26 protein-coding genes are annotated in these 26542 nt (G+C 43.8%); 16 read left to right on the top strand and 10 right to left on the bottom strand.

Annotation, left to right across the window (positions count from 1 at the left end; genetic code table 11):
• The first annotated feature begins 88 nt into the window (after positions 1-88).
• The 4 genes from rpmI (at position 89) to KJB35_RS06920 (ending at position 2360) form a co-directional block, all read left to right on the top strand.
• Positions 89-283: a 50S ribosomal protein L35 gene (gene rpmI / locus KJB35_RS06935; protein WP_005377932.1), complete on the top strand. Its 195-nt coding sequence runs from the start codon at positions 89-91 to the stop codon at positions 281-283.
• A 40-nt stretch (positions 284-323) separates the two neighbouring features.
• Positions 324-677 (top strand): 50S ribosomal protein L20, encoded by a 354-nt coding sequence (gene rplT, locus KJB35_RS06930; RefSeq protein ID WP_004727974.1) that lies wholly within the window; start codon positions 324-326, stop codon positions 675-677.
• A 189-nt stretch (positions 678-866) separates the two neighbouring features.
• Positions 867-1184: a heavy metal-binding domain-containing protein gene (locus KJB35_RS06925; RefSeq protein ID WP_005377919.1), complete on the top strand. Its 318-nt coding sequence runs from the start codon at positions 867-869 to the stop codon at positions 1182-1184.
• A 366-nt stretch (positions 1185-1550) separates the two neighbouring features.
• Positions 1551-2360, top strand: a complete 810-nt coding sequence (locus tag KJB35_RS06920; protein WP_005377917.1) for a helix-turn-helix domain-containing protein — start codon at positions 1551-1553, stop codon at positions 2358-2360.
• On the opposite strand, the gene KJB35_RS06915 is transcribed toward KJB35_RS06920, so the two are convergent.
• A complete protein-coding gene (locus tag KJB35_RS06915) occupies positions 2353-2538 on the bottom strand; it encodes a hypothetical protein (RefSeq protein ID WP_005377915.1) in 186 nt (61 codons plus the stop codon). The two genes, KJB35_RS06920 and KJB35_RS06915, sit on opposite strands and share 8 nt — an antisense overlap.
• 270 nt (positions 2539-2808) lie before the next feature.
• Here KJB35_RS06915 and KJB35_RS06910 point away from each other — a divergent pair, with 270 nt between their 5' ends.
• The 6 genes from KJB35_RS06910 to pheT all read left to right on the top strand — a co-directional run bounded on the left by KJB35_RS06910 (position 2809) and on the right by pheT (position 11819).
• Complete coding sequence (locus tag KJB35_RS06910) at positions 2809-3597, top strand: TetR/AcrR family transcriptional regulator (RefSeq protein WP_005377913.1); 789 nt, start codon at positions 2809-2811, stop codon at positions 3595-3597.
• A gap of 248 nt (positions 3598-3845) precedes the next feature.
• Entirely contained in the window at positions 3846-6224 is a 2379-nt protein-coding gene (locus KJB35_RS06905) for an RND family transporter (RefSeq protein WP_285358857.1), read from the top strand.
• An 18-nt stretch (positions 6225-6242) separates the two neighbouring features.
• Positions 6243-7034: an outer membrane lipoprotein-sorting protein gene (locus KJB35_RS06900; protein WP_005385474.1), complete on the top strand. Its 792-nt coding sequence runs from the start codon at positions 6243-6245 to the stop codon at positions 7032-7034.
• Between the two features lie 10 nt (positions 7035-7044).
• On the top strand, positions 7045-8220 hold the full coding sequence (locus tag KJB35_RS06895) for a hypothetical protein (RefSeq protein WP_132936595.1): 1176 nt from the start codon (positions 7045-7047) through the stop codon (positions 8218-8220).
• 191 nt (positions 8221-8411) lie between these two features.
• Positions 8412-9395 carry a phenylalanine--tRNA ligase subunit alpha gene (gene pheS / locus KJB35_RS06890; RefSeq protein ID WP_005385470.1) on the top strand — a complete coding sequence of 328 codons (984 nt, stop codon included), beginning with the start codon at positions 8412-8414 and terminating at the stop codon, positions 9393-9395.
• A gap of 18 nt (positions 9396-9413) precedes the next feature.
• Positions 9414-11819 (top strand): phenylalanine--tRNA ligase subunit beta, encoded by a 2406-nt coding sequence (gene pheT, locus KJB35_RS06885; RefSeq protein WP_285469430.1) that lies wholly within the window; start codon positions 9414-9416, stop codon positions 11817-11819.
• A gap of 214 nt (positions 11820-12033) precedes the next feature.
• On the opposite strand, the gene KJB35_RS06880 is transcribed toward pheT, so the two are convergent.
• The gene (locus KJB35_RS06880; protein ID WP_033905148.1) at positions 12034-12915 is read right to left on the bottom strand and encodes an AEC family transporter; all 882 of its coding nucleotides are present in this window, start codon (positions 12913-12915) and stop codon (positions 12034-12036) included.
• Positions 12916-13449: 534 nt separating this feature from the next.
• On the opposite strand from KJB35_RS06880, the gene ihfA reads away from it, so the two are divergent.
• On the top strand, positions 13450-13746 hold the full coding sequence (ihfA, locus tag KJB35_RS06875; protein WP_005377899.1) for an integration host factor subunit alpha: 297 nt from the start codon (positions 13450-13452) through the stop codon (positions 13744-13746).
• A 121-nt stretch (positions 13747-13867) separates the two neighbouring features.
• Here the strand turns inward: ihfA and KJB35_RS06870 are convergent, their stop codons facing one another.
• Positions 13868-14647 carry a phosphoribosylglycinamide formyltransferase gene (locus KJB35_RS06870; protein WP_025766820.1) on the bottom strand — a complete coding sequence of 260 codons (780 nt, stop codon included), beginning with the start codon at positions 14645-14647 and terminating at the stop codon, positions 13868-13870.
• Positions 14648-14962: 315 nt separating this feature from the next.
• Between KJB35_RS06870 and KJB35_RS06865 the strand changes: the two genes are divergently transcribed.
• Positions 14963-15613: a thiopurine S-methyltransferase gene (locus KJB35_RS06865; RefSeq protein WP_021707633.1), complete on the top strand. Its 651-nt coding sequence runs from the start codon at positions 14963-14965 to the stop codon at positions 15611-15613.
• A gap of 72 nt (positions 15614-15685) precedes the next feature.
• On the opposite strand, the gene purT is transcribed toward KJB35_RS06865, so the two are convergent.
• The 7 genes from purT to KJB35_RS06830 form a co-directional block, all read right to left on the bottom strand.
• Entirely contained in the window at positions 15686-16861 is a 1176-nt protein-coding gene (purT, locus tag KJB35_RS06860; protein ID WP_017633939.1) for a formate-dependent phosphoribosylglycinamide formyltransferase, read from the bottom strand.
• Between the two features lie 143 nt (positions 16862-17004).
• Positions 17005-17892 (bottom strand): cytidine deaminase, encoded by an 888-nt coding sequence (gene cdd / locus KJB35_RS06855; RefSeq protein WP_005377892.1) that lies wholly within the window; start codon positions 17890-17892, stop codon positions 17005-17007.
• A 431-nt stretch (positions 17893-18323) separates the two neighbouring features.
• Positions 18324-19001, bottom strand: a complete 678-nt coding sequence (locus KJB35_RS06850) for an LrgB family protein (RefSeq protein ID WP_005377888.1) — start codon at positions 18999-19001, stop codon at positions 18324-18326.
• A gap of 1 nt (position 19002) precedes the next feature.
• Entirely contained in the window at positions 19003-19377 is a 375-nt protein-coding gene (locus KJB35_RS06845; RefSeq protein ID WP_005397786.1) for a CidA/LrgA family protein, read from the bottom strand.
• 55 nt (positions 19378-19432) lie between these two features.
• Positions 19433-20854, bottom strand: coding sequence for an exodeoxyribonuclease I (sbcB, locus tag KJB35_RS06840; RefSeq protein WP_047100708.1), 1422 nt, complete (start codon positions 20852-20854; stop codon positions 19433-19435).
• 156 nt (positions 20855-21010) lie between these two features.
• Positions 21011-22384, bottom strand: a complete 1374-nt coding sequence (locus KJB35_RS06835; protein WP_047100707.1) for an L-cystine transporter — start codon at positions 22382-22384, stop codon at positions 21011-21013.
• A gap of 200 nt (positions 22385-22584) precedes the next feature.
• Entirely contained in the window at positions 22585-23274 is a 690-nt protein-coding gene (locus tag KJB35_RS06830) for an NAD(P)H-binding protein (protein WP_047100706.1), read from the bottom strand.
• Positions 23275-23522: 248 nt separating this feature from the next.
• Here KJB35_RS06830 and cobT point away from each other — a divergent pair, with 248 nt between their 5' ends.
• From cobT to cobC, 4 genes are read left to right on the top strand one after another with little or no spacing between them, the layout of a single operon-like run.
• The gene (cobT, locus tag KJB35_RS06825) at positions 23523-24566 is read left to right on the top strand and encodes a nicotinate-nucleotide--dimethylbenzimidazole phosphoribosyltransferase (RefSeq protein WP_005377883.1); all 1044 of its coding nucleotides are present in this window, start codon (positions 23523-23525) and stop codon (positions 24564-24566) included.
• Positions 24566-25372 carry an adenosylcobinamide-GDP ribazoletransferase gene (locus KJB35_RS06820; RefSeq protein ID WP_031778983.1) on the top strand — a complete coding sequence of 269 codons (807 nt, stop codon included), beginning with the start codon at positions 24566-24568 and terminating at the stop codon, positions 25370-25372. Before cobT ends, KJB35_RS06820 begins: the two co-directional genes overlap by 1 nt.
• Positions 25369-25902 (top strand): bifunctional adenosylcobinamide kinase/adenosylcobinamide-phosphate guanylyltransferase, encoded by a 534-nt coding sequence (cobU, locus tag KJB35_RS06815; RefSeq protein ID WP_064368167.1) that lies wholly within the window; start codon positions 25369-25371, stop codon positions 25900-25902. Before KJB35_RS06820 ends, cobU begins: the two co-directional genes overlap by 4 nt.
• Positions 25903-25913: 11 nt before the next feature.
• Positions 25914-26528 carry an alpha-ribazole phosphatase gene (gene cobC / locus KJB35_RS06810; RefSeq protein ID WP_005389801.1) on the top strand — a complete coding sequence of 205 codons (615 nt, stop codon included), beginning with the start codon at positions 25914-25916 and terminating at the stop codon, positions 26526-26528.
• Positions 26529-26542: the final 14 nt, after the last annotated feature.

Genomic DNA, 26542 nt, shown 5'->3' with positions numbered 1-26542 from the left:
GCTTTCCTTTATATAAAGGCATATGGCTGGGTTTTGTTCGCCCTAATTACGTTGTTTATTAAACCTACTCAATGCGGAGTTATTCATCATGCCTAAGATGAAAACCAACAAAGGTGCTGCTAAGCGTTTTAAGAAAACTGCTGGTGGTATTAAGTACAAGCACGCTACAAAACGTCACATCCTGACTAAGCGTACTACTAAGAACAAGCGTCAACTACGTCCGAATGCAATCCTTCCAAAATGTGAAGTGGCTGCAGTAATCCGTATGTTGCCATACGCTTAATTCTTTTTAGTTATCAATCGTTTAGTTTAGGAGAAGCATAATGCCTCGCGTAAAACGTGGTGTACAAGCTCGTGCACGTCATAAGAAAGTTCTAAAACAAGCTAAAGGTTACTACGGTGCGCGTTCACGTGTTTACCGCGTAGCTTTCCAAGCAGTTACTAAAGCTGGTCAATACGCTTACCGTGACCGTCGCGCTAAGAAACGTCAATTCCGTCAACTATGGATTGCACGTATCAATGCGGCATCTCGTCAAAATGGTCTATCTTACAGCCGTTTCATCAACGGTCTGAAGAAAGCATCTATCGAGATCGACCGTAAGATCCTTGCGGACATCGCAGTATTCGACAAAGCTGCATTTGCAGTTCTAGTTGAAAAAGCGAAAGCTGCTCTTTAATTAGCAGTTTAGGATTAAGAGAAGGAGAGCATTAGCTCTCCTTTTTTATTGCTAAAATTTATACCCAAATGACTTTTAGCTTGGCTATTTAGAGTATTGTTTATCAGTCTTCTCAATTTATTGGTTAGCATCTTATGTTAGTTATAAGGTAGCTTGGGTATAAATTTTTACGTTTATAAGGGATTAAAAATGATCTACACAACGACCGAAAGCATTCCTGGCAAGCAGATCTCTGAAATCAGAGGGGTTGTAACTGGTAATGTTGTTCAATCAAAGCATATTGGCCGTGACCTCATGGCGGGTATCAAGAGCATTGTTGGCGGCGAAATTCGTGGTTACACGGAAATGATGACCGACGCGCGTGATATTGCTATACAGCGCATGGTGGCGGACGCTGAATCTAAAGGTGCCGATGCAATAGTAGGGATTCGATTTACCACAAGCTCAATCGTAGATGGTTCTTCGGAAATTTTGGCATTTGGTACTGCAGTGAAACTAGCGGACTAGTCTACTTGAATAGCATTGCAAAAATGCTAATAGAGAGCGGTGAATTATTATGCATTTACCGTTCTGTTCCTTTTAGGTTAATTATTCTAGATTTTTGTAGAGAGAATAGGTTTATATTCTCAACTTTACGTTACTATTAAAATTAATCACGATGATTTAGAGTAATTGCTTCACTTTTATTTTGCATATTATTTTATATCTATAATGAAATTGAATTCATATTGAATTTTTCATTTGTTGTGTGAATTCTCTTTTCGGTATATTAATTCATGTTTTTCTTATAAAAATATGAACTTATACCTTGCCAAGCGGTTCTAAATTGTTACAAATACTATACAGCTGTAACATTGCCAAAAGGAATTGTAGATGAGAGATCTGACTCCCGAATACTTGCTAGCCGCATTACGCCAAGCGATTAAAACAAAAGGGCTAACATATCGAGAGCTATCTGAGAAAATGGGTATGCCACTATCTACCTTTAAGAGACATCTTACAAGCACGAATCTCGCTTTAGATAAGTTGCTGGAATATTGTAGAGCGGTTGATTGCACGTTAGATGAACTACAAAAGCTCGCAAATCAATTGCAAGGTGAAGACGAGGATTACTTTAGTCGCACACAGGATGAAGTATTCTTTCAATTCCCTCACCTTTACGACTTTTATCGTGAATTGAGAATGTTACGAGGTAAAGACGGCTATTCTATTTTAAAGAAAAAGTATGACTTGTCTGAGCAGAGCATGTCCGATTACTTAAAAGCATTAGAGTTGTTGGATCTCGTTTACGTTGATGAAGATAAAAATATAACGCTGCACGGACCTTTATATTATAGCTATGCAGAGAACTCCAAGCTCAACGACAAATATACCGAAATCATAAAAGAGCAGACGACTACCCACGATAAGTGTGTTCGCGTTGCTTTGGCGCGTATGAAAATTACCGAAGAACAGCTTTTGTTACTGGAAGATCAAGTCGCAAAGACCGTCATCGATTTTCATTCCAAAAATGTTGTAGCAGAGAACTTTAATGTCTCTGATTTTACTAATATTGTTCTACTTGCTGGGCCACATCAGCCAGTCACATTCTCTGACGGCATTATTGAGACAGAGGGGCGATTTATTGATGATATTCGTTATGCCATCGCATCTGCAGGTGATAAGCCAAGCCTATCTATATAGATTTTGAGCCTTTTTTGAAGAGAGTTTCTGAAAGGGCGTTGCAAAAGAAAAAGCCTAAGACAGCAAATACTTTGTAAGTAGGGCATTCAGCGGTGTTTGCTCTTAATTCAGACTTAAAGTGTTTTGGGCTTATTTCGAATAATACCTGTTCAGCATCTACTTTCGTTATTTTTAACATGCTGATTTCCTTCGTTGTTCCTCCCAAAGCCTCTCTCGCTTACTCTACAAAGAAACCATTCTCGTTGAACCAAGCATCCTGTAGCTACTTGGGTATGCATAATTGGTGGCTATTTATCTTCTAATTATAAATTCATACTTGAAATGTTTGTTTTTTGATCTATTATGACGAAGTGTCATTTGTGACGGTTCGTCAACTTTAGTTGCGTTCCTGTATTAAAGAATCGTGTTACAATTATTGGGAGTGTGTTGGTATACGGATCAAAGGATTATGTTTAACTTTCGCTGTAAAAAATATAGCAAGCAAGACGGATGTCGTGTGTCTTCAGGGCTAACAAAAAAGCAACAGGCGATTGCTGATCGTGAGATAGAGCTTATTCAATTGGCTAAGTCTCTAGTTCAAGAGCAAGGCTTTGCCAACTTAACGATGGACAAGCTTACAGCGTCAAGCCCTTATTCTAAAGGGACGATCTACAATCATTTTTGCAGCAAAGAAGATGTGATTCTTGCGCTTTGTATTCATTCGCTGAAAAGCGAAGCAATATTTTTCGAACGTACCGCCAAATTTAATGGCAATACCAGAGAAAAAATCATTGCGATGCATGTAGGTTATCGTATTTACGCTCGTATGGAGCCAGTACTATCAACCTGTGCGATTGTTGCAAAGACGCCTTGGGTTCTAGAGAAGGCTTCGCCTAAACGTGTGAATGAACTGAATAACTTGGAAGAACAAGTAATAGATGGTGCTGATGCGCTGGTGAACAATGCGGTAGAATGTGGTGATCTTAAGTTTTCTCCCGCAATTGGTTCTGATGCTATTGTATTCGCCAACTGGTCTATTGCATTCGGTTCAAACGCTTTGGCGCAAAATGCATCGAACAGTCGATGTATTCAGCGAATTCAAGACCCATTCTCAGTACTGCACAACGCGAATATGTTACTTGATGGTTTAGGTTGGTCGCCTTTATCTACAGAATGGGACTACCGTAAAACCTGGCGTCGAGTGGAGCAGGAGTTATTTAGTGAAGAGCTTGCTTATTTAGAGTCAGTGAATCGCTAATAAACTGGAAAGGCCAATCTGACGTTATGGTTGGCTTTTTATCGCACTATTGTGACGAATCGTCATTAAATCTCGAAGGTTGGCGTTCAGCCAATGATCACGAGAAGCATAGGAAGTTACTAAAAACTAACTTATGTAGCCAAATTCATTCGATCTAAAGTTTGCATGTCGAGTTTGTCTGGTTATTTACAGCATTTGCTGTTTTTTTAGTTTTTAAATTTGACGAAACGTCACAAAAGGAGAGTGTGATGCCACATCACAACGTTCAACAATACGCCCGTTCAGGGTGGGGTAAGCTACCAACGAATTACAGTGTATTGGTGATGCTTGCTACCGTTTTATTGATTGTCATAGCAACTATTGGAGGAAAAAATCTTTACTTTAGAGGAGATTACGACATCTTCTTTGATGGAACAAATGAGCAGTTACTTGCGTTTGATGAAATTCAAACCACCTTTGCAAAATCTGACAGTCTTGCTTTGGTTATAGCGCCAAAGAGCGGCACTGTTTTTACTCCTAGCACATTATCTCTTATTCAGCAGATCACTGACGAGGCGTGGCAAGTTCCATTCTCCACCCGCGTTGATTCCCTCGCCAACTACCAGCATACCGAAGCGTTTGAAGATGATCTTCTTGTCGAAGATTTACTGTATAGCGAATATGAATTGACACCTCAACGAATAGAGAAAGTCAAAAGTATTGCGTTGAGTGAGCCGGTTTTGAAAAGTTCACTGATTTCTGAAAAAGGAGATGTCACGGTCGTAAACATTACGGTCCAACTCCCTGAAATAGATAAAACTGCTGAAGTACAAGAGGTGGTTGCTTACATAAACGGAATGATTGAGCGTTATCAGCAAGTGTACCCAGACACGGAATTCCACAAGGCTGGTATTATTGCAATGAACTACGCGTTTATGATCGCAGCCCAAGATGATAGCGCAACATTAGTGCCAACTATGTTACTAGTGATATTGGTGTTTCTGACCATCATGTTGCGCTCATTGCTTAGCGTCATCGCGACGCTCATCGTTATTATCGGCTCGGTTATGGTTACAATGGGCTTGTCAGGATGGGCTGGTATGTTCTTAAGCACGGCGACCGTTAATGTGCCTACCTTGGTGATGACGCTTGCCGTCGCAGACTGTGTACACATCATCGCGACAATGCGTCAGTCTATGCAAAACGGCTTTAGTAAAGCCCACTCTATTGAGCGAAGTATTGCGCTCAATTTCATGCCTATCTTGATTACCTCCATTACCACCGCGATCGGCTTTTTAATGATGAATATGTCGGATTCTCCAATCCTGAGAGATTTCGGCAACCTATCAGCCCTTGGCGTCATGGTTGCTTGTTTCCTTTCCATCACGTTACTTCCCGCCTTGCTTAATATCCTTCCGGTTACGGTGAAGTCGGATACTTCTGATGAAAGAAAGCACTTTATGGATCATTTAGGAGATTTCGTGGTGTCAAAGCGACATGCTTTATTGCCGTTGTCGGTGCTTGTTATTGTCGCGAGTGCGAGCTTGATTCCACTGAACAAAGTCAATGATGAATCCGTCGAGTACTTTGGCCATAGCAATGAATTTCGCCGAGCGGCTGATTTTATGGAAGAGCGAATCAGTGGCATGGCGAACATCAGTATCGCGATAAAAACCAACGAATCGCAGGGTATTGCGGATCCTAATTTTCTCAATACCGTGGGTAAATTTACTGACTGGCTAAGGTTGCAGCCAGAAACGGACCATGTTGCGACCTTGAGCGATGTTTATAAGCGCCTAAACAAGAACATGCATGGAGATGATCAGGCTTATTACTCGCTCCCTCAAGACAGAGAATTAGCGGCTCAATATCTGCTGCTTTATGAAATGTCACTACCGTATGGTTTAGATTTGAACAACCAAATCAATGTAGATAAGTCGTCGATCAAGATGGTTCTCACCGTGGAGAACTTGGGCAGCGTCGAGCTTGTTGATTTGGAAAATCGCATTTACCAATGGTTTAACGAAAACGCGCCTCAATATGATGTTGTTGCGTCTAGTCCTTCATTGATGTTTGCGCATATTGGTGAAACGAATATGGCCAGCATGCTGTCAACCTTGCCCATTACTCTTGTCTTAATCTCTGCATTACTGATCTTTGCCTTGCGTTCGTTCAAGCTTGGCTTAATTAGTCTTGTCCCGAATATTGCTCCTGCGCTTATTGGTTTTGGTATTTGGGCGCTGGTTTCTGGCGAGATTAACTTGGGATTGTCCGTCGTTGTGACATTAACGCTTGGTGTTGTTGTCGATGACGCCGTTCACTTTCTTTCTAAATATCAACACGCTCGTAAAGATGGCCACAGTGCGGAGCAAGCGGTTCGCTACGCCTTTCGTACCGTGGGGCGCGCACTCTGGATTACGACGGTCGTGCTTGTTGCTGGTTTCTCTGTTCTGGCGATGTCGAGCTTCCGTTTAAATGCCGATATGGGACAGTTGAGTGCCATTGTCATCTTTATTGCCCTTGTTGTGGATTTCATCTTTCTACCGACTCTACTGATGTTGTTTGACAAAGGCGTCTACGACGAGGTGGACCGCCGAAACAAGCTTAAATCAACTGACTCTCAAACCACGGCTGTTACTCAGTCATAACGAATCAAAGGATTGAACATGAATTTACTAAAAAATGCCTTAAAAGTATCTGCACTTTCTGTCTCGCTTTTTATGAGTCATGCGGTGTTAGCGGATGAAGCGAAAGGATTAGAGATTGCTCAAGAGCGCAAAGCCCGTGATGAAGGGTGGGGGGATTCTGTTGCTACGATGCAAATGATTCTGCGAAACGCGCAAGGAGAAAGCAGCACACGTTTAATGCGCTTACAATCACTTGAAGTTGATGGCGATGGTGACAAAGGGCTCACGATATTTGATGAACCGAGAGATGTAAAAGGCACGGCGTTTCTCAACCATTCTCATACGGTGGGTGCCGATGACCAATGGCTTTACCTTCCTGCACTGAAACGTGTGAAACGTATTTCCTCGCGTAACAAATCAGGTCCTTTTATGGGCAGTGAATTCGCGTATGAGGATCTCAGTTCCTTTGAGATTGAAAAATACCGTTTCAACTACCTAAAAGATGACAGCATAAACGGGCAAGATGTTTTCGTCGTAGAGCAAATTCCGACCGATAAGAACTCAGGTTATACCAAGCAAACGGTATGGTTAGATAAAGCGCATTATCGTCCACTTAAAGTTGAGTTTTACGACCGCAAAGGCTCTTTGTTAAAAACGCTTTCTTTTTCCGATTACAAGCAATATCTCAACCAATATTGGCGAGCGCACACTATGGCGATGACAAACCATCAAACAGGAAAAAGTACTGAGCTAACGACTAGCGAAATGCGTTTTAACACTGGATTACAAGACAATGACTTTCATAAGAATGTGTTGAAGCGAGTGAGGTAGTGGAGGAAAAATGAAGCGATTAAATGTTGGGTTGTTGCTTAGTGCAGCAGCCTTTTTTTACTCAATGCCTCTGACTGCCGTCGAGCTCGCAGGACAAGTCAATATTGAGCATCGTCAGTTTTTTAAAACGGGCTCTCAGGGTCAGAGCAAAGCGCAAACGTCATTGGTTTTGCAGCCAGAATTTTACTGGGAGATGCAAAATGGTGATGCAAACTTTACTTTCACACCTTTCTATCGTCTGGATGGTCTAGACGATGAGCGAAGTCATGGCGACATGCGAGAGGCACTTTATCTGACTTATTGGGATGATTATGAGCTTCGAGTTGGGATTAGTAAGGTCTTTTGGGGAGTGACTGAATCAGCCCATTTAGTTGATGTAGTAAACCAAACAGATGCCATTGAAGCCGTCGATGGTGAAGATAAACTCGGTCAGCCGATGTTACATTTTACCTCTTTCAAAGACTGGGGTACCGTCCACGCAATGTTGTTACCTTACTTTAGGGAACGAACGTTTGCGGGTACAGATGGCCGCTTGCGAACCGACCCCGTTGTCTCTGATGATGCTATCTATGAATCAAGCAGAGAAGAGAAGCACGTAGATGTGGCTTTTCGATATTCGAAAATGCTTGGCGATTGGGACGTAGGCCTGAGCTATTTATATGGAACAAACCGGGATCCTTACTTTCGTTTTGAGTACGGAGAATTAAAGCCTTACTACGCTCTGATGAATCATGTCGGTCTGGATGTGCAAGGAATCGTTGGCGATTGGTTATGGAAACTGGAAAGTATTTATCGAGATAGTGCTGATAATCATGTCGGTCTTGTGACGGGCTTTGAGTATACCTTCGTCGGTGCATTTGACACGGTTTGGGATGTGGGGGTTATTGGTGAGTACCTCTATGACAGTCGTGGGAACAACGCACAAACTATCGGTCAAAATGATGTGTTTGCAGGTATTCGTTGGGCGCTCAATGATGAGGACGGAACGGAAGTATTGACGGGAATTACGAAGGATTTAGATAACGATGATGTTTACAATGCTAAGTTAGAAGCATCGAGCCGAATATCGAATCACGTTAAGTGGCAAATTGATGCTTGGTTGTTTAAAAATGAAACACCAAATGATTTGCTCTACTTCGCTAGAGATGACGATTTTATCGAGCTATCTATTCAATACTATTTCTAAAACAAAAGGGCACAACTAAACGGCAGATTAACTAAAGATGACATTTTTGACGTTTTTGTGCTCTTTTTATTCAATAACCTCTTCTTTTCGTAATTCAATTTGGCATTGGTGCCCGGTTTGGCTACTATGTACAGCTATCAAAAAACCAATCACTCCCTTATGGACACTACCTACAGGTAGATGAGGAAACGATGCAACATCTAGAAGAGATCATTGCTAGCGCGAGCACTGCAATTGAAGCTGCCGAATCGCTAGTCGCACTTGATGAAGTGCGTGTTCAGTATCTGGGTAAAAAAGGTGAGCTAACTGCTCAACTTCAAAGCCTAGGCAAACTACCACCAGAAGAACGCCGTGAAGCTGGTCAAGAGATCAACAAAGCGAAAGGCGTAGTTCAGCAAGCTATCGCAGCTCGTAAAGATGCACTACAACGTGCTGAGCTTGAAGCGAAACTAGCAGCAGAAACAATCGACGTAACACTACCAGGTCGTCGTATTGAAAACGGTGGTTTACACCCAGTAACTCGTACTGTAGAGCGTATTGAGAAGTTCTTTGGCGAACTTGGTTTTAACACCGAGGCAGGCCCAGAGATCGAAGATGCATTCCACAACTTCGATGCGCTAAACATCGCAGCTGATCACCCAGCGCGTACTGACCACGATACTTTCTTCTTCAACCCAGACTTGATGCTTCGTACTCATACGTCAGGCGTACAGATCCGTACGATGGAAAATGGTAAACCACCATTCCGTTTCATCGCACCAGGCCGTGTATACCGTAACGACTACGACCAAACGCACACGCCAATGTTCCACCAAGTGGAAGGTATGCTGGTTGATGAGAACGTAAACTTTGCTCAGCTGAAAGGCATCCTGCACGATTTCCTATGTAACTTCTTCGAAGAAGAAGTAGAAGTACGTTTCCGTCCATCTTACTTCCCATTCACTGAGCCTTCAGCTGAAGTAGACGTGAAAGGCAAAAACGGTAAATGGTTAGAAGTACTAGGCTGCGGTATGGTTCACCCGAACGTGCTACGTAGCGTAGGTATCGATCCTGAAAAATACTCTGGTTTCGCATTCGGTATGGGTGTTGAGCGTCTAACAATGCTTCGTTACGGCGTGAACGACCTACGTGCGTTCTTCGAGAACGATCTTCGTTTCCTAAAACAGTTCAAGTAATCCAGAGGGTTCATCAACATGAAATTCAGCGAATCATGGCTTCGTGAGTGGGTAAACCCTGCGGTTACTACTGACGAGCTAACTCACCAAATTACAATGGCCGGCCTAGAGGTAGACGACGTTCTTCCTGTAGCTGGTTCTTTTACTGGCGTTAAAGTCGGTCACGTTGTTGAATGTGGCCAACACCCAGATGCAGACAAACTGCGCGTAACTAAAGTTGACGTGGGTGAAGAAGAGCTTCTAGATATTGTTTGTGGCGCACCTAACTGTCGCCAAGGTCTGAAAGTAGCAGTAGCAACAGTTGGTGCTGTTCTTCCAGGCGATTTCAAAATCAAAAAAGCGAAACTACGTGGCCAGCCATCTCACGGCATGCTTTGTTCGTTCACTGAACTAGGTATCGACGTTGAGTCAGACGGCATCATGGAACTAGCAGAAGACGCAGTAATCGGTACTGATTTCCGTGAATTCCTAGGTCTAGACGACGTAACAGTAGACGTAGACCTAACAGCAAACCGCGCAGACTGTTTCAGCATTCGTGGTCTAGCTCGTGAAGTTGGCGTACTAAACCGTGCTGACGTGACAGAGCCATTAGTAGAAGCAGTTGCCCCTTCAATCGACGATAAAGTGTCTATCGAAGTGAAAGCGCCAGCTGCGTGTCCACGTTACCTAGGTCGTGTAGTTAAGAACGTAAACGTTCAAGCTGAAACGCCACTATGGATGCAAGAGAAACTGCGTCGTTGTGGTATTCGCTCGATCGACCCTGTAGTAGACATCACTAACTACGTGCTTCTAGAGCAAGGTCAACCAATGCACGCATTCGATCTAGCGAAGATCGAAGGTGGCATCGTAGTTCGTATGGCTGAGCAAGGTGAGAAGCTAACACTTCTTGACGGCAGCGAAGCAGAACTAAACGCAGATACACTAGTAGTTGCTGACCACAACAAAGCACTTGCAATCGCAGGTATCTTTGGTGGTGAAGAGTCTGGTGTAACAACTGAGACTAAAGACGTTCTACTAGAGTGTGCATTCTTTGCACCTGACCATATTCGTGGTCGCGCACGTAGCTACGGTCTGCACACTGATTCTTCAATGCGTTTCGAGCGTGGTGTAGATTACGCACTGCAAGTAAGCGCAATGGAGCGTGCAACTCAGCTTCTAGTTGAGATCTGTGGTGGTGAAGTAGCACCTGTTGTTGCAGTAGAGTCTGAAGCAGACCTACCTAAGCCAAACAAAGTTGCTCTACGTCGTACTAAGCTAGACAACCTGCTAGGTCACCACATTGCAGATAGCGACGTAGTAGAAATCCTAGAGCGACTAGGTTTGACTGTTGAAGCTTCAGAAGAAGGTTGGATGGCAGTTGCGCCAACATGGCGTTTCGATATCGCTATCGAGCAAGACCTGATTGAAGAAGTTGGCCGTATCTACGGTTACAACAACATTCCTAACCAACACCCAGCAGCAGCACTTAAGATGCACAACCACGTTGAAGCGGATCTTCCACTGAAACGCGTTCGTGATCTTCTTGTTGACCGCGGTTACCACGAAGCAATTACATACAGCTTCGTTGAGCCTGAGCAACAAAAGCTAGTTGTACCTGGTGTTGAGCCTCTAGTGCTTCCAAACCCAATTTCTGCAGACATGTCAGCAATGCGTCTTGGTCTTATCCAAGGTCTGCTGAACACGGTTGTTCACAACCAGAAGCGTCAACAGCCACGCGTTCGTCTATTCGAATACGGCCTACGTTTCATCCCATGTGAAACTGCAGAAAACGGCATGCGCCAAGAGCCGATGCTTGCAGGTGTTATTGCTGGTACTCGCGGTGAAGAGCACTGGGATATTGAAACTAACACCGTTGATTTCTTCGATCTTAAAGGCGATCTAGAAGCGATTCTAGAGCTATCTGCAAACGAAAAAGCGTACTCTTTCGCTGCACTGTCACCTGAAAGCAAAAAAGCTAACCCAGCACTTCACCCAGGTCAATCTGCGGCAATCATCGTAGACGGCAAAGAAGTAGGCGTGATCGGTACCGTTCACCCTGAGCTTGAGCGTAAGTTCGGTCTAAATGGTCGTACTATCGTATTCGAAATCGAATGGTCTGCAATTAACAGCAAAGTGATCCCAGAAGCGGTAGCACTTTCTAAATTCCCTTCAAACCGTCGTGATATCGCGGTAGTAGTGGATGAAGCTGTTGCATCTGGTGACATTGTTAACGCTTGTCTAGAGCAAGGTGGCGAGTTCCTTAAAGATGCAAAACTGTTCGACGTTTACGTAGGTAAAGGCGTTGAAGAAGGTAAGAAGAGCCTAGCAATCGCTCTGACTCTACAGTCACTTGAGCGTACGCTTGAAGATGCAGATATCGCTGGTGCGGTTGACGCTATCGTTGCTCACGTTTCTGAGAAGTTTGGTGCGTCTCTACGTGACTAATCTCGCGTAACGTATCTTCTTAAGAAATGAAAACCCTGCCAGTTTGGCAGGGTTTTTTTATTTTTAGGATTACCTTATCGTTGTTCAAGTTCCTTACTGCTCGCACCACCCCTCATTATTTTAAAATACTAGACCAAACTAGGGATGGCCCTTACCCGAGATTAGGAACGTATTGTTTTTCAGCTAATACACGCTAACGATAGCTTATTGGCGGTTAGGCAGCGAGTGAGAGGGTATAGCTAAGCAGAAGAGGCAGCGTAAGAATGCTGAAAAAGTTGCCAAATAGTACCATTGACGCCACCTTCATGGGTTCTATATTCAGTCTTTCCGCAAATAGGTAATTCATGACGGCTGGCGGCAGCATTGTGAAGAGCACCATCATTTGCAATTGCATCGTTGGAAGGGGAATTAACCAATAAATAAGTGCAAAAGCGACAGCACCAGTTGCCAGTGACTGCACGGTACACAACACACCAATCTTTAAACCGTCCAACCGTAAATGACACATTTGTGCCCCCAGAGATAAAAGCATCACGGGTACGGCCGCTTGCCCAAGTAGAGCAGTGGCTTCGCATAAAGGCGCCCATGCACCCACATTTGACACGTTGAGAAACAGAGCCAACGACGCTGCTAAAAAGATTGGCATCTTGACTATTTGCTTAAAAGGGTTGCCATGACTAAGCAGCATTACGCCTAAGCTGATATGCAAGCATGCTGACACGACAAATAAAAGCACTGCTGACGACAGCGCAATTTCTCCAAACGTATAGGTAAACAAAGGAATAGCTAGATTTCCGCTATTCCGAAACATATGTGGTGGCGCCCAGGTTTTAAACGAGAGTGACGTCCATCGACATACCGGGATCATGAGTAGTGCGGGAATTAAAACCGCAACAATTGCCGCCAAAAGAAGCGGCCCCTGATTTGAATCGAGCGGCATGCTAACGAGTGACGAAAATACCAGTGCTGGCGTAAAAACCTCAATATTAATGCGGTTTATTGGGCGAAAGTCAGGCTTGATGTAACGACCGACCAAATAGCCAACTCCGACAAGAGCAAAAACAGGGAAAAGAATATTTATGATTTGATTAATCATGGTCGCCTAGAAGCAGTGTAAGAAGCTAATGAGGAAATACACGAACTTCCACATTATCAATCTTTATATATGGCGTCATCGTTAAACAGCGAGAAGCGTGGGTTTAATCAAGCTTTCAAAGCACAGTTGCAAAGTACAGGTGGTCATACCTTTTAATCTAATTGTTACGTATCGAGTTACATACAAATCACTGAATTTACGACAAGTTCTATGTCAAGTGTCTGTTAAATAACCAATATCTGATATTTTTATTAAATAGTGTTTAATGTTGATATTTAAACTACTTTTAGTTTTATAATCTGGATGTTTTTCCTGATAAAGATGAAACAAAAACAAAAATATCAAATTTCTGGCGTTTAACAATAATTTACGTAGTGCTATTCCTTTTGTTCGCCAAGAAAAAAGTTGGCGAAAATCATAAGCTTGTCATACACTTCCTGATGTAACCCCGATATGTTGTTGAATTGGTAGGGTAAAACTGCTCTGGCGCTACACTAACGTAGCATTGTTTAACATAGCTTTGAGGAAAGTTTTATGGCGCTCACAAAAGCCGAACTGGCAGAAAACCTGTTTGATAAATTAGGATTTAGTAAGCGGGACGCCAAGGAAACGGTGGAAGTGTTCTTTGAAGAGATTCGTAAGGCACTGGAAAGTGGCGAACAGGTAAAACTGTCAGGTTTTGGTAACTTTGATCTTCGTGACAAGAATGAACGACCTGGTCGTAACCCGAAAACTGGTGAAGATATTCCAATTACTGCTCGACGTGTAGTGACTTTTCGCCCGGGTCAGAAGTTAAAAGCTCGTGTAGAAAACCTGAAGAAAGTACAGTAAGCCGAATAAATGGATCACGCTAAGGCGTGGTCTTTTTTTGCGTAAAATTCGTGTGCATACAAATGAAAACCACCGCAATGCGGTGGTTTTTCTGTTTATGAGAGACGCTTAATGATATCGGTTACGCCGCTTCTAGATGCGTTGTTAAGTATGGTTGCCATGCTTGTTGGTACAAGTTCTTAGACTGTGTACGCATGTTGCGAATAGAGGCAAGCTCTATTTCGCTTAGCTCACGTTTTTCCAACATCGCTTGACGTTCTAGTTTCTGGATTTTTTCGTATAGGTCGTGTTCGGGACCGCTTTTTACATCTGCGATTGCTTTCAAGTGCAGTTGAACTTCGGCTACTAGGTTTGTTTTTGGTAAACGAACGAGCAAGTTCAAGTCTCTATATCCTGAAGGGCCAGGTTTTTTGAATCGATTTTTTACTTTCACAATAGTTGTTTCACGCTCTAACGTTTCATAAATGGAGACTAAGCTCGCGACGTCTTCAGCTACAATCGTTGCACGTGCTAGGTCAGTAATACGTTCAACTTTCCCATCTAACTCTAAAGCTATCTTTTCTTCTGCTCGTTGTTTGGATTTCACGCCTGCGAAGTATGGCTGAGCGTCATTAAGAAGTGCGGTACTCTTACAGATAGTTTCAAGTTCAAATTGTGCTTGGTGAGCTTTGCTGTAAAGGATGTCGAAGTCAGAATATGGCTGAGTTGGTGTGGTGTCGATTGACTGAATGCCATATAAACCGCTAAGGCTGTGTTTAAAAAGTTTCGAACAAACTTCGTTTTGGCTGGTTGAACGATTTTGTTCGCCACTAGGCGCAGGGGTAATTGGAAGTGCGGCAAATGCCGGTGCACGGCTAAGTACCAAAAGCATCAATGCTGTAGTACGAAGAAATAAGCTCATTCACTCTCCTTAACTTGCTTGTACTTAGAAAATAGGGAACATAAAGGTCGCTAAGTTCGGCAAATCAGGTACTAACTTATAAATGGGGCCATTACGAAAGATTCCAAGGTTTCAGTTTTATCTTGAAGTAGAATCGTGCGTTAGATCACCATTTCTCTTTTCTTTATTCTGATTATCAGATAAAGGCGCGTCTCCTATGAGACCGATTACATCCTATCACCGCAGTATTAACCAAAGATGAACGGCATAGACAAATTGAAAAAAAACGTTAGTCTTACCTCTCAAAATGAAAACAGCCGACAAGTAGAAAGTAAAATGAGAGACCAAGAATTTTGGCATAACAAATGGGCCAGCAATCAGATCGGATTTCACTTGGAAGATGTAAACCCGCTATTACCAGTATATTGGAAACACACTAATCCAAAGCGTGAAGATAAAGTGTTAGTTCCTTTATGTGGAAAGTCAGAAGACTTGATTTGGCTAGCGATGAAGCATGATTCGGTTGAAGGTGTTGAGCTAAGCCATATTGCTGTGCGTGCCTTTTTTGCTGAACATTTTTACACGCCAACGGTAACGCCTCTTAATGGCATGCACGAGCTTTATCAATTTGATGAGCTCTCTATTTATACTGGGGACTTTTTCACTGCACCAGTATCTCAAGCCGATATCATTTATGATCGCGCCGCGTTGGTTGCTTTACCGCAAGATATGCGAGAGGAGTATGTAGAGCGTCTCAAGCAACTTTTGAACCCAGGCGGTCGTATTTTGCTTGTTACACTCAACTATCCTCAAGAAGAGATGGCGGGGCCTCCATTTAGCGTGCCGGTCGAAGAGATTGAGCAGTTATTTTCAGGTTACAAAGTTACTTGTTTGAACGTAGATGAAGCTGACGAGAATCATCCTAAAATTGCGAAAAAAGGCTTAAGTCGCTTCTCTGAAGAAGTGTACTTAATCGAGAGTGAATAGGCTCTCTTCGGTTTGGAACACGAAATAGCGCAGCAATTTGAGCTGCGCTATTTTTGTATGAGTGGTTCGTATTTAATAAATGATATTCACTTTTGAAGCACTTTCAACAGCATCTTGAACGGCTTCTTCGGTGGTTTTTCGTCGCGTAAGGACAACACCTAAACGGCGGCGACCATCGATTTCTGGCTTACCGAATAGACGAACTTGTGTTTGAGGTTGAGCTAAAGCTTTGCTTAGGTTTTCAAAGCGAATGTTTGTGGAAGTTCCTTGTCCAAGAATAACAGCAGACGCAGATGGGCCATATTGCACAATATTATTAATTGGCATTCCGGTAAACGCGCGCACGTGGAGAGCAAACTCAGACATTTCCTGTGAAATCATTGTAACCATACCCGTATCGTGAGGGCGAGGAGAGACCTCATTGAAAATGACTTTATCGCCTTTAACAAATAGCTCTACACCAAAGATGCCGTAGCCACCGAGCGCGTTTACCACTTTCTCAGCCGTGTATTCAGCTGCTTTTACTGCGTTTTCTGACATAGTTTGCGGTTGCCATGATTCGCGGTAGTCGCCATCTTCCTGACGATGACCAATTGGAGCACAGAAATGCACACCGTCAACGGCTCTGATGGTCAATAAAGTGATTTCGTAATCGAAGTCGATAAAACCCTCCACGATAACGCGACCTGCACCCGTACGCCCGCCTTCCTGAGCGTAATCCCATGCTTTTGTAACGTCGTCTTCGGTCTTGATAACACTTTGCCCTTTACCTGAAGAGCTCATCACAGGCTTCACCACGCACGGAATACCCACATGCTCAACCGCGGCTTTGAAGTCTTCAAAGTTATCTGCAAAACGATAAGGTGAAGTCGTCAATTCCAGTTCTTCTGCTGCCAAACGTCGGATACCTTCACGATTCATTGTTAGCCTGGTTGCCTTAGCGGTTGGAACAACATTCAGTCCTTTTTCTTCAAGCTCTACCAGTTTGCCGGTTGCGATGGCTTCAATTTCTGGTACGACGTAAGTAGGTTGTTCCTTCGTAATAACTTCTTCTAAGGCGTTCCCATCTAACATGTCGATAACATAACTACGGTGAGCGACTTGCATCGCTGGAGCATTGGCATAGCGATCACAAGCAATCACTTCTAAACCAAGTCTCTGGCATTCAATGGCGACTTCTTTACCGAGTTCGCCAGAACCTAAAAGTAATACACGGGTAGCATTTGCGCTAGTTGCAGTGCCAAACATAGTGTTCCCTTACAAAATAGAGTGATGAGACAGAAATTGCAGGAGATCATACTGAAGTTTCATGACAAAGCAAACGTTTGCTTTTGGTTTTTAGGTAATAAAAAAGCTCTACATGTTGTAGAGCTTTTTGTTGAATTTGTAGTTTATACGTTGACAAAACTAAGCGGAATATCTGGATTCAACGCTTCCAACGTTGATTGCGTATCGGCTAAGTGACTGATCTTACCTTCAGAGTTTTCTACCAATGCAGCGGCTTTGATGCTGTCAAAGGTTTCACCCGCAAGTAAAACTTGGATTAGCGCAACTTGTAGCGGTGGCAAGCTAGGATTAAACGCTGCATTTTCTGCATAAGCGCCTTGGAATACACGGCCGCTAGTCATCTCTAATGCTAAACCACTCAAGTTGTTGGTGTATGGAGAGTGGCTCATGTTCATCGCTTCAACTGCACTTTGGATGAGTGCGTCTTCATCATCACATGAGAATTGGTGTTTAACTTCTGCCATTAAGCCGGACTCGATACCGAGATCGTTTGGTCCAAAGGCTTCAGGCAGGTATTCATGAAGTGACTTTTCTTCGCGTTCTGGGAGCTGGATTTTAAGCTCGTTTGCGGTAGATAACTCATTCATGAACTGGCGGCAGTGACCACATGGGCTGAAGTTGATAGTGATATCCTTAACACCACGTTCGCCTTTCATCCAAGCATGGCTAATCGCAGACTGCTCTGCGTGAACCGTTTGACCCAACTGTACACCAAAGAATTCCATGTTGGCACCGAAGTAAAGGCGACCTGAAAGACCACGAACGATAGCGCCGACATAAAAGTCAGAAAGGGGAGCATAGGAGTACGCTGCGGCAAAAGGAAGTAGCGCAACACGAAGCTCTTTGTCTGATAGACCGGTAGCTGAAAGCAACTGCTCAAATTGTTGAACTGAAAGCGTAGCATCAAAATCATCAGCTTGGATGATAGGAGCAAGTTGTTTGGAAAGTGCTTCTGGAGCGCCTGCTAGCGCCTGTTCAATGCGACTTTTCATGTTGAATCCTTGTTATTGCATGGACAGTTATTCTATGTGAAAGATAGAAATGTTCCGTGCGTTAGATCACGATAAATAATGCAATTGATAATTCTGTTACATAATTAGAGTGAGCTCACACATGTATTCGATTGCACAGGTGTGAAGCGTTATCTCCGTCTCACAATTAACCATATCAGTATATATTCATATGACCAAGGAGCAGGAGTATGTTACCAACGCGACTTTTACCGCTATGCTACTTTATACTTACGTAATCTAGAGCGAGTGGTAGCAGCTAGAATGCTAATGCTATGAATGTATATCTCAGTCAAGTCCCTTCACGATATTACTGGGTGAGTTTGATAGATAAGATAGGGTTTTGAAAAGGGATAAGTAAGAAACGGAAAGGCTACGGCCTGCCGGAAGGAGGGCAGACCGAGAGCGCTTAACTATTGATATAGCCAGACCGCCAAAGCAAAAAAACTTGGAGCCAAAATAGAAGTTATGATCCCACATAAAACCAATGCGAGTGATGAGAACGCGGCATCTATGGGCTGTTTCTCTGCACAAGTAGCGGTGCCTAAGGCATGAGAGACTGTACCCATTGTCAGACCACGTGCAATCGGGTGTTTAATTCCAATTAAGTTGTAAATTGGGTATGCCAAAATCGCGCCCAATAAACCAACAATCAGAACCAAGATCGCCGCAACGGCAGCTTCACCACCGAGGTGACTCGAAATTTCCATTGCTATTGGCGTAGTGACGGATTTACCCACTAGACTTGCGATTAAACTGATATCCGCTTTGAAAGCGACTGCGATCAAGGTGGTTGTCATCATCGACATCACACTGCCTACTGTGCAAGCAAAAGTGATGATTCGCCAGTTTGCTTTAATTTGTGGTAGTTGTTCATATAACGGGTAAGCCAGAGCAACTACGGCTGGTTGAAGTAAAAAACTGATCCCTTCGTTATCCGCATAATACGTTTCAAACGGTACATTTAAGTAAGTAAGCAAAGGAATGAGCACTGCAATACTGATCAGCAAAGGATTTGCTAGAGGATTATTCACTTTGATTGCAATTTGGCGCGCGACAAGAAAAACCGCAATGGTAACAACTAACCACATATCAGTGCTTCTCCTTTAGCAAGTAGTCCAGCAGCCAAGCGAGGCTGACTAGTACAATGAGTGAGCCTCCAACTGCGCTAGCAATGATAGGGAGGGCATTAGCGAGTAGCATATCGAAATGTTGCATTAATCCGACGCTAATAGGAACGAACAATAAGATCATATAGCGGATAAATAGCGTGGCGCCCGGTTTGACCCAGTCGACTTTTACAAGCCCAAGAGTCATGGAGAAAAACAGTACGAGCATACCGATGACACTTCCTGGAACGGAAACGCCAGTGAACTTTTGAATGGTAATTCCGATGCCAAGTGCTCCCATGATGAGGAAGATTGAAATGAGCAGTTGGATCAGTTGTAAGAATCGTTCTTTAATCATTTTGACAGTATATAAACAACAAGCACACCATAAGGTGCGCTTGTATTAGGAGGAGTTAGGAAGCTAAGCTCTCTACATAACAGTACACGGATTTTAATATCGCAATCTTCTTTTCGTCACTTTCATGTTCGTGAACTAAGTTTTCTAAATTCAGCATGTACTCTTCAATTTGGCTTTCAAACACTTCTCGACAGTGTAGTGCCCAGCGTCTTTGTTCTTGCTCGTCTAATGTGCCTGGGAAGTTACGCGCACGATAGCGGAACAATAGAGGTTTAATGCGCTTGTCATCAAATTCAATGTCTAATGCAGCAAGATTATTCGGGTCGGTTTCTCGAATGATATCCATAGCTGCGCGATCAGCCGGAGAAAAGAACCCGTCGTAAAGCTGTGTATCGACGTCATCACTTTTATCGAATTTACGCTCGACTGAAAAGAGGCTAATCAGCTTTTCTCTAATTTCAGGATGTTGGCGCAACAAAGCGAGATTAGCGAGACATTGCTGGCGATCAATGCCAATAGACTCCGCATTTTCAGCCGTTAACGTTTTTGCAGGGGCGAGAATAGGGCATTTGTTCAAATGAACTAGTTTAACTGGCACTGGTAGCAATTCACCAAGATCTTCGCGCTTAGTGTAGAGTCTTTCGTGCAGCTCTTCTGCGGATAGCTCAAGAATAGGTTGAGGGTCTTTCGCTAAATCGATGGTGATAACGGCGTTATTATTGGTTGGATGCCAAGCAACAGGCACAATCCAGCTAGTGTACTGGCATTCGCGCCCTAGCATGCCTGAAACGTGCATCAACGGTGTCATGTTGACGATGTCTACTAAATCATTGAGCTTGCGCTTTTGGCGCATAGAAAAAAAGTAATCAAACAATTTTGGTTGCGCTGCTTTTACTTTCTTTGCCATTTCGATAGTCGCAATCACATCTGCCATGGCATCGTGCGCGTTACTATGTTCTATGCCGTTAGCCACAGACAAGTGTTCTAATTTAAAGCTAGTGAAGCCATCTTCGTTTTCTGGCCATTCTACGCCTTCTGGGCGAAGGGCATGGCACGCGCGTAGTACATCGAGTAAATCCCAACGCGAGTTACCGTTTTGCCAACTCCATGCGTATGGATCGATAAAGTTGCGATAACAAGTATAACGGGTCACTTCGTCATCAAAGCGAATGCTGTTGTAGCCTAAACTGGTGGTATTTGGTCTCGCGAGTTCAGCGTGAATCTTAGCGATAAACTCTGGCTCAGAAAGGCCTTCTTGAACCGTTTTTTGCGGAGTAATACCAGTAATAAGCGCAGCTTCAGGAGACGGAAGATAATCAGCTGGTGGTTGACAGTACATGACTAAAGGCTCGCCGATGATATTAAAGTTTTCATCTGTACGAACACCAGCAAACTGGCTTGGGCGATCTTTCGCGGGGTTGGTTCCCCATGTCTCATAATCAAAGAAGAAAAAAGTGGGCTGATTATCTTGGTGCATTCTGCTTACCGTTTACAAAACCGATGACAGTATTAGACCATTCAACGCCTTGACTAGCAACGAAAGATGCAAGTTGAATTTTTGAAAATGAAAAAAGCCGATGGCGAACCATCGGCTTGATATTTTACGTTTATCGCTTTGGAAGGAATTTGAGTTCTATGCTCGTGTTTCTTCCAATGTTGCTTCACTTTCTGGTGACTTCAGCACTCGGCTAGCAATTGTACCCGCAGTCATTGAGCCTGAAACGTTTAGTGCGGTACGTGCCATGTCAATCAATGGTTCAATAGAGATAAGTAGCGCCGCGATGGTCACAGGTAAGCCCATTGCAGGAAGAACAATCAAGGCTGCAAACGTTGCACCGCCGCCAACACCTGCAATACCAAATGAACTGATGGTGATAATCGCAATCAATGACAGGATAAAGTGTAGATCAAGTGGGTTGATACCCATTGTTGGAGCTACCATCACTGCAAGCATTGCAGGATAGATACCCGCACAGCCGTTTTGGCCGATAGTGGCACCAAACGATGCTGATAGGTTTGCAATCGCTGGTGGTACGTTAAGCTTCGTGATTTGCGCTTCTACGTTTAGTGGAATTGTTGCTGCTGAGCTACGAGATGTAAACGCGAAGGTCAGTACAGGCCAGATTTTCTTAAAGTATTCCGCAGGGCTAACGCCGACAAAAGAGACTAATACGCCGTGAACAACAAACATCAGTGCGATAGCAACATAAGACGCCACAATAAAGCCAAGTAGGTTTAGGATGTCGCCTGCGCTTGATGTCGCTACCACTTTTGCCATCAGTGCTGCGATGCCGTATGGCGTTAGGGCCATGATCATCTTCACTAATCGCATAACGATAGATTGAGCAGCTTCTACGAAAGTACGAATCGGTGATTCCAACTCTGCTTTTTCCATCATCACTTTACGAGCGGCGATACCAGTTAACACGCCGAAAATCACTACAGCGATAATCGATGTCGAGCGAGCACCTGTTAGATCAGCAAATGGGTTGGTTGGAATGAAACTAACTAGCATTTGAGGAATAGTTAGGTCACTTACTGTACCGGCACGGCTTTCTAGAACGGCGATACGAGCGGTTTCACGCGCACCTTCAGTTAACCCTTCTGCTGAAAGGCCAAATGTTGTTGTCACCAAGATACCGATAAGTGCAGCAATTGCAGTCGTTACTAGAAGAACAGAGATGGTCAGGCCAGAAATTTTACCTAAAGATCCACCTTTCTCCAATTTAACAACTGCAGAGATCATCGATACCAATACTAGTGGCATGATGACCATTTTCAGTAGACCAACGTAGCCACTGCCTACAATGCCTACCCATTCAAGTGTTTGAGCAATTGCGCTGTTGCCTTCACCGTGAATGAGTTGCAAAGCAAGACCAAAAAGAGAACCGGTAACAAGACCGATCAAAACGAGACGTGAAAGAGTATGTTTCTTTTGTTGCTGACTAAATAGAAAGAACAATATGCCAACAAAGACGGCTAGAGAGGCTATCACTGCAAAATTCATAATTTGACCTTATCAACCAACCGAAGTGGCGGTTGTTTTTTATACGGGGTTTTATACGGATGTATTTATGGAGCGTAAGATAACGCTCGTGATATAACTTTAAAAATGACAAACGGGTATTAGCTAGATCTAAAATGAATATAAAAACGAGATCTAAGTCGCGTGAGAGCGTGAATTAGCACGTTAATTGTACAAAATGGTTATTCGTAGTGATGCAGTAAGTCACGCATTTCTTTCCTTTGTAAGTAAACCACCGAGTCTTCTTGATAACTGAAAAGTTGATAAATCATCGCTTTGGCGACATCTTCTGCTCGAATCGGTAAAAAGTTGGACAGTTTGCCAAGCATGAATGGGCGAATTACCTTAAACAGAGTTTGTACTAACTTCTCGTCCATTCTTGGGCTTTGACGTTGACCAACAAGCGGGCCTGGGCGAACAAATACGATTTCCTCAAAATCCATAGCTTCGATTCGTTGTTCCATTTGTCCTTTACAAGCTAAGTAATGGGATGGCGATTTACTATTTGCACCGAGGCTAGAAACAACCGCAAGGCGTTTAACTCCGATTGTTTTCATCTGCTGGGCGACTTTACACACCAGATCAACATCTACTCTACGCAAATTATCCTTACTGCCTGCTTGCTTAAGGGTCGTGCCTAAACAGATAAAGCCGATGGTTGGTGTTGGTTGGTTCTCATCCCATTGGTGGATAGAAAGGTCTGCATCAATGAGAGGAATAAGCTTGTTTTCCACATCTAGGACGCCATCGAGTGGGCGGCGAGAAAGATAATATAGGGTTCCAACACCTGATTGATTTATGAGGTTTGCAATGACTTTTGAGCCTACTAAGCCAGTTGCACCGGCGATGATTGCGCAGGTGTTGTTGTCCATATCTTTTCTCCTATATGGGAACATAGTCTAAGCTATTGTAGCGGATTTCAACGAGTTACTTATAATCTCGTGCAAGAAAGGTGAGACGCTCTGCGAACTCGGCAGACTATCCTGAGATAAACTTGATTAGCGCTGCCCCAATTGGATGCAAGTGTATACAATAGTGGGCGCGCAAAAACTGTCGCTGAACAAGACCTCTTGAACAACAGAACACCTCTCACCCAGACAACATCAAAGGAACGTAAAAAATGGATGACTCTTTTGCTGCGGAGATACAAGCACGCATAGATAACAAAACCAAACCCGTCGGTTCTTTAGGCTTATTGGAAAAAGTGGCACTGCAGTTAGCTCTTATTCAAAGTCAGAATAAACCTCAGCCAGTTGATTCCATCGCTATCTGCAAACCGAGCATGCTGGTATTTGCTGGAGATCACGGCGTTGCAGAGGAGGGTGTGAGCATTGCGCCAAGCGAAGTCACTCAGCAAATGGTGGCTAACTTTCTCGCTGGCGGCGCAGCCATCAACTGTTTTTGCGACATTAATGGCATTCAACTCAAAGTAATAGATTGCGGCATGTTGGCTCCTATTGATGTGCTGGTTCCAGAATTTAAATCCCATCCCAACTTGGTTGAACAACGGTTGGGTAACGGTACGGCTAATTTTTCTAAACAATCCGCGATGTCCCCAGAACAAGTGGCGTTAGGTTTAGAATATGGTGCGAAGATTGCTGAGCATACCATTTTGCATGGTTCAAACCTCTTAATGTTCGGCGAGATGGGCATCGGTAATACCAGTTCGGCCTCAGCACTGTTATCGGCGCTGAGCTCATTAGATATTGATTATTGTGTTGGCGTTGGCACCGGAATCAATCAACAGCAGTTGAGCCGCAAATATAAACTGGTAGCACAGGGGGTAAACCGATGTCGAGGTCTTGATACCAAAGCGATTCTCGCACAGGTTGGGGGTTTTGAAATCGTACAAATGGTGGGCGCTTTTTTAGAAGCCAAGCGGCTTAAAACTCCAGTTTTAGTGGATGGGTTTATCGTATCGGTAGCGGCTTATATTGCGACGTTGTTAGACGAAGAAACGCGTGAATACATGTTGTTTGCCCATCGCTCTGAAGAAAATGGACATAAATTTGTATTGGAACATCTTAAAGCAGAACCTCTGCTCGACCTTGGTTTACGGCTAGGGGAGGGAACAGGAGCCGCTCTTGCCTTGCCTCTGTTAAAAGCTGCTGCCCAGTTTTACAACAAAATGGCGAGCTTTGAGAGTGCAGGAGTTACAGTTTAGTGTCAGTCCCTGATAATTCTGAGAAAGTCACGCCGTCATCGTTAAGATACCAGTGGGAGTTATTTCTATTAGCTACCAGTTTTTTTAGCCGCTTACCCGTGCCCCAAGCGTTGCCTTACAGTGAAGAACGCATGAATCAGGCAGGCCGTTACTTTGCGTTAGTTGGTCTCGTGCTTGGAGCACTTTGCGCTTTAGTATTCTCGCTCACCTCAATTTTTTTCCCAGAGTCGGTTGCCATAGTATTAACGATGGTGTTTAGCTTATTGTTAACTGGGGCTTTTCACGAAGACGGCTTGACCGATATGGCGGATGGCATTGGCGGTGGCATGACCGTAGAGCGACGCCTCTCTATTATGAAAGACAGTCGTATTGGCACTTATGGTGCCGCCACTCTCATTATGGCGTTATTGGCTAAGTATGTTTTTTGGAGTGAACTGGCTAACTTGCCGCACTTTTGGTTGGTCATTGTCGTCGCTTACACCGCAAGCCGATCACTAGCAGCGACGCTTATTTATGACATGCCTTATGTCAGTGACAGTGATACGTCGAAAAGTAAACCGCTAGCAAGTCGCCAGTCTTCTCTAGAAGTCTCCATTTTGTTGTTTACTGGTGGCGTAACATTGCTTGTGCTTGGTATCGCGGATGCGATCTTGATATCGCTTGTTCTCGTGGTATTTCGTTTGATGTTCAAACGTTGGTTAACCAAGAGAATTGGCGGCTTTACGGGGGATTGCCTTGGCGCAGCGCAACAGTTGTCGGAACTGCTTATTTATCTCACTATGATTGGGTTGTATCACTCCTCATGAAGCAATTGATACTCGGTGGCGCGCGCTCTGGGAAGTCGCATTTGGCAGAAAAAACAGCTAAGCAATTATCGGTCGCTTCTCATCGATCATTACACTATGTTGCAACCGCGCTGCCATTTGACCAAGAAATGCGAGAGCGAATAGCGCATCATCAAAAGCAACGCGGGGGCGAGTGGCAAGAGCATGAATGCCCCCTTCATTTATCTGAGTTACTGACAAATTTCGCTATCACCGATGTTGTATTGATCGACTGTTTAACCTTGTGGCTCAACAATTGGATATTTGAGTTAGGTGATGAATGTTCCAATGAGAAGCTAGAAGCAGAAATTGAAAAGCTTATACAGGTGGTATGTGGCTCAGATGCGACGTTAATATTCGTCTCTAACGAGGTTGGAATGGGAATTGTACCTTTGGGGGCGGTTAGTCGTTATTTTGTGGATAATGCAGGACGGATGAATCAAAAACTAGCCAGTGTTTGCCATCGCGTTACCTTTGTTTCTGCTGGTTTGCCGTTGGTTCTTAAAGAGTAGGATGGAACAAAATGAAAACACTCAATATCTATCTTGTGCGTCATGGAAAAGTAGACGCTCCACCAGGGCTCCATGGCCAAACAGATGTAAAAGTTACGCCTGCTGATCAAGAGAGTATTGCTCGGGCTTGGGCCGAGAGTGGACGAGGTGTGGGTGGAATAATTTCTTCTCCGCTTTCACGCTGTCAAGAACTGGCAAACATCATTGCTGAACAGCAATTATTACCAGTAATGACGGATGAGTCTTTACAAGAGATGGCATTTGGTGATTTTGATGGTATGCCTTTTGATATGCTCACTGAGCAGTGGAAAAAGCTAGATGCTTTTTGGCAATCGCCAGCACAACATACGTTGCCGAATGCTGAGAGCTTAAGCACATTTTCTGAGCGCATATGTCGCGTTTGGTCTCAAATCATCAACGATATCAATGACAATCTACTTATCGTCACGCATGGTGGCGTCATTCGTATGATTCTTGCTCATGTATTGGAGTTAGATTGGCGTAACCCAAAGTGGTATTCGACGTTGTCGATAGGAAACGCTTCTGTCACGCATGTAACAGTTACCATAGATGAGCAAATTTACGCCTCGGTGCGTTCGATTGGCGTACCTCTTTTAACTCGTTAATTTATAAATATTAA

Origin of the sequence: Vibrio sp. D431a (assembly GCF_030248655.1) — a bacterium.
Lineage (GTDB): Bacteria > Pseudomonadota > Gammaproteobacteria > Enterobacterales > Vibrionaceae > Vibrio > Vibrio alginolyticus.
Note: the sequence above shows the minus strand (reverse complement) of the source record. Positions and strands in the feature narration are given on the sequence as shown.

Excerpts from the sequence above, each read along its gene's own strand:
- rpmI (WP_005377932.1), top strand. The coding sequence starts at position 89 with ATGCCTAAGATGAAAACCAACAAAGGTGCTGCTAAGCGTTTTAAGAAA.
- rplT (WP_004727974.1), top strand. The coding sequence starts at position 324 with ATGCCTCGCGTAAAACGTGGTGTACAAGCTCGTGCACGTCATAAGAAA.
- KJB35_RS06925 (WP_005377919.1), top strand. The coding sequence starts at position 867 with ATGATCTACACAACGACCGAAAGCATTCCTGGCAAGCAGATCTCTGAA.
- KJB35_RS06920 (WP_005377917.1), top strand. The coding sequence starts at position 1,551 with ATGAGAGATCTGACTCCCGAATACTTGCTAGCCGCATTACGCCAAGCG.
- KJB35_RS06915 (WP_005377915.1), bottom strand. The coding sequence starts at position 2,538 with ATGTTAAAAATAACGAAAGTAGATGCTGAACAGGTATTATTCGAAATA.
- KJB35_RS06910 (WP_005377913.1), top strand. The coding sequence starts at position 2,809 with ATGTTTAACTTTCGCTGTAAAAAATATAGCAAGCAAGACGGATGTCGT.
- KJB35_RS06905 (WP_285358857.1), top strand. The coding sequence starts at position 3,846 with ATGCCACATCACAACGTTCAACAATACGCCCGTTCAGGGTGGGGTAAG.
- KJB35_RS06900 (WP_005385474.1), top strand. The coding sequence starts at position 6,243 with ATGAATTTACTAAAAAATGCCTTAAAAGTATCTGCACTTTCTGTCTCG.
- KJB35_RS06895 (WP_132936595.1), top strand. The coding sequence starts at position 7,045 with ATGAAGCGATTAAATGTTGGGTTGTTGCTTAGTGCAGCAGCCTTTTTT.
- pheS (WP_005385470.1), top strand. The coding sequence starts at position 8,412 with ATGCAACATCTAGAAGAGATCATTGCTAGCGCGAGCACTGCAATTGAA.
- pheT (WP_285469430.1), top strand. The coding sequence starts at position 9,414 with ATGAAATTCAGCGAATCATGGCTTCGTGAGTGGGTAAACCCTGCGGTT.
- KJB35_RS06880 (WP_033905148.1), bottom strand. The coding sequence starts at position 12,915 with ATGATTAATCAAATCATAAATATTCTTTTCCCTGTTTTTGCTCTTGTC.
- ihfA (WP_005377899.1), top strand. The coding sequence starts at position 13,450 with ATGGCGCTCACAAAAGCCGAACTGGCAGAAAACCTGTTTGATAAATTA.
- KJB35_RS06870 (WP_025766820.1), bottom strand. The coding sequence starts at position 14,647 with ATGAGCTTATTTCTTCGTACTACAGCATTGATGCTTTTGGTACTTAGC.
- KJB35_RS06865 (WP_021707633.1), top strand. The coding sequence starts at position 14,963 with ATGAGAGACCAAGAATTTTGGCATAACAAATGGGCCAGCAATCAGATC.
- purT (WP_017633939.1), bottom strand. The coding sequence starts at position 16,861 with ATGTTTGGCACTGCAACTAGCGCAAATGCTACCCGTGTATTACTTTTA.
- cdd (WP_005377892.1), bottom strand. The coding sequence starts at position 17,892 with ATGAAAAGTCGCATTGAACAGGCGCTAGCAGGCGCTCCAGAAGCACTT.
- KJB35_RS06850 (WP_005377888.1), bottom strand. The coding sequence starts at position 19,001 with ATGTGGTTAGTTGTTACCATTGCGGTTTTTCTTGTCGCGCGCCAAATT.
- KJB35_RS06845 (WP_005397786.1), bottom strand. The coding sequence starts at position 19,377 with ATGATTAAAGAACGATTCTTACAACTGATCCAACTGCTCATTTCAATC.
- sbcB (WP_047100708.1), bottom strand. The coding sequence starts at position 20,854 with ATGCACCAAGATAATCAGCCCACTTTTTTCTTCTTTGATTATGAGACA.
- KJB35_RS06835 (WP_047100707.1), bottom strand. The coding sequence starts at position 22,384 with ATGAATTTTGCAGTGATAGCCTCTCTAGCCGTCTTTGTTGGCATATTG.
- KJB35_RS06830 (WP_047100706.1), bottom strand. The coding sequence starts at position 23,274 with ATGGACAACAACACCTGCGCAATCATCGCCGGTGCAACTGGCTTAGTA.
- cobT (WP_005377883.1), top strand. The coding sequence starts at position 23,523 with ATGGATGACTCTTTTGCTGCGGAGATACAAGCACGCATAGATAACAAA.
- cobU (WP_064368167.1), top strand. The coding sequence starts at position 25,369 with ATGAAGCAATTGATACTCGGTGGCGCGCGCTCTGGGAAGTCGCATTTG.
- cobC (WP_005389801.1), top strand. The coding sequence starts at position 25,914 with ATGAAAACACTCAATATCTATCTTGTGCGTCATGGAAAAGTAGACGCT.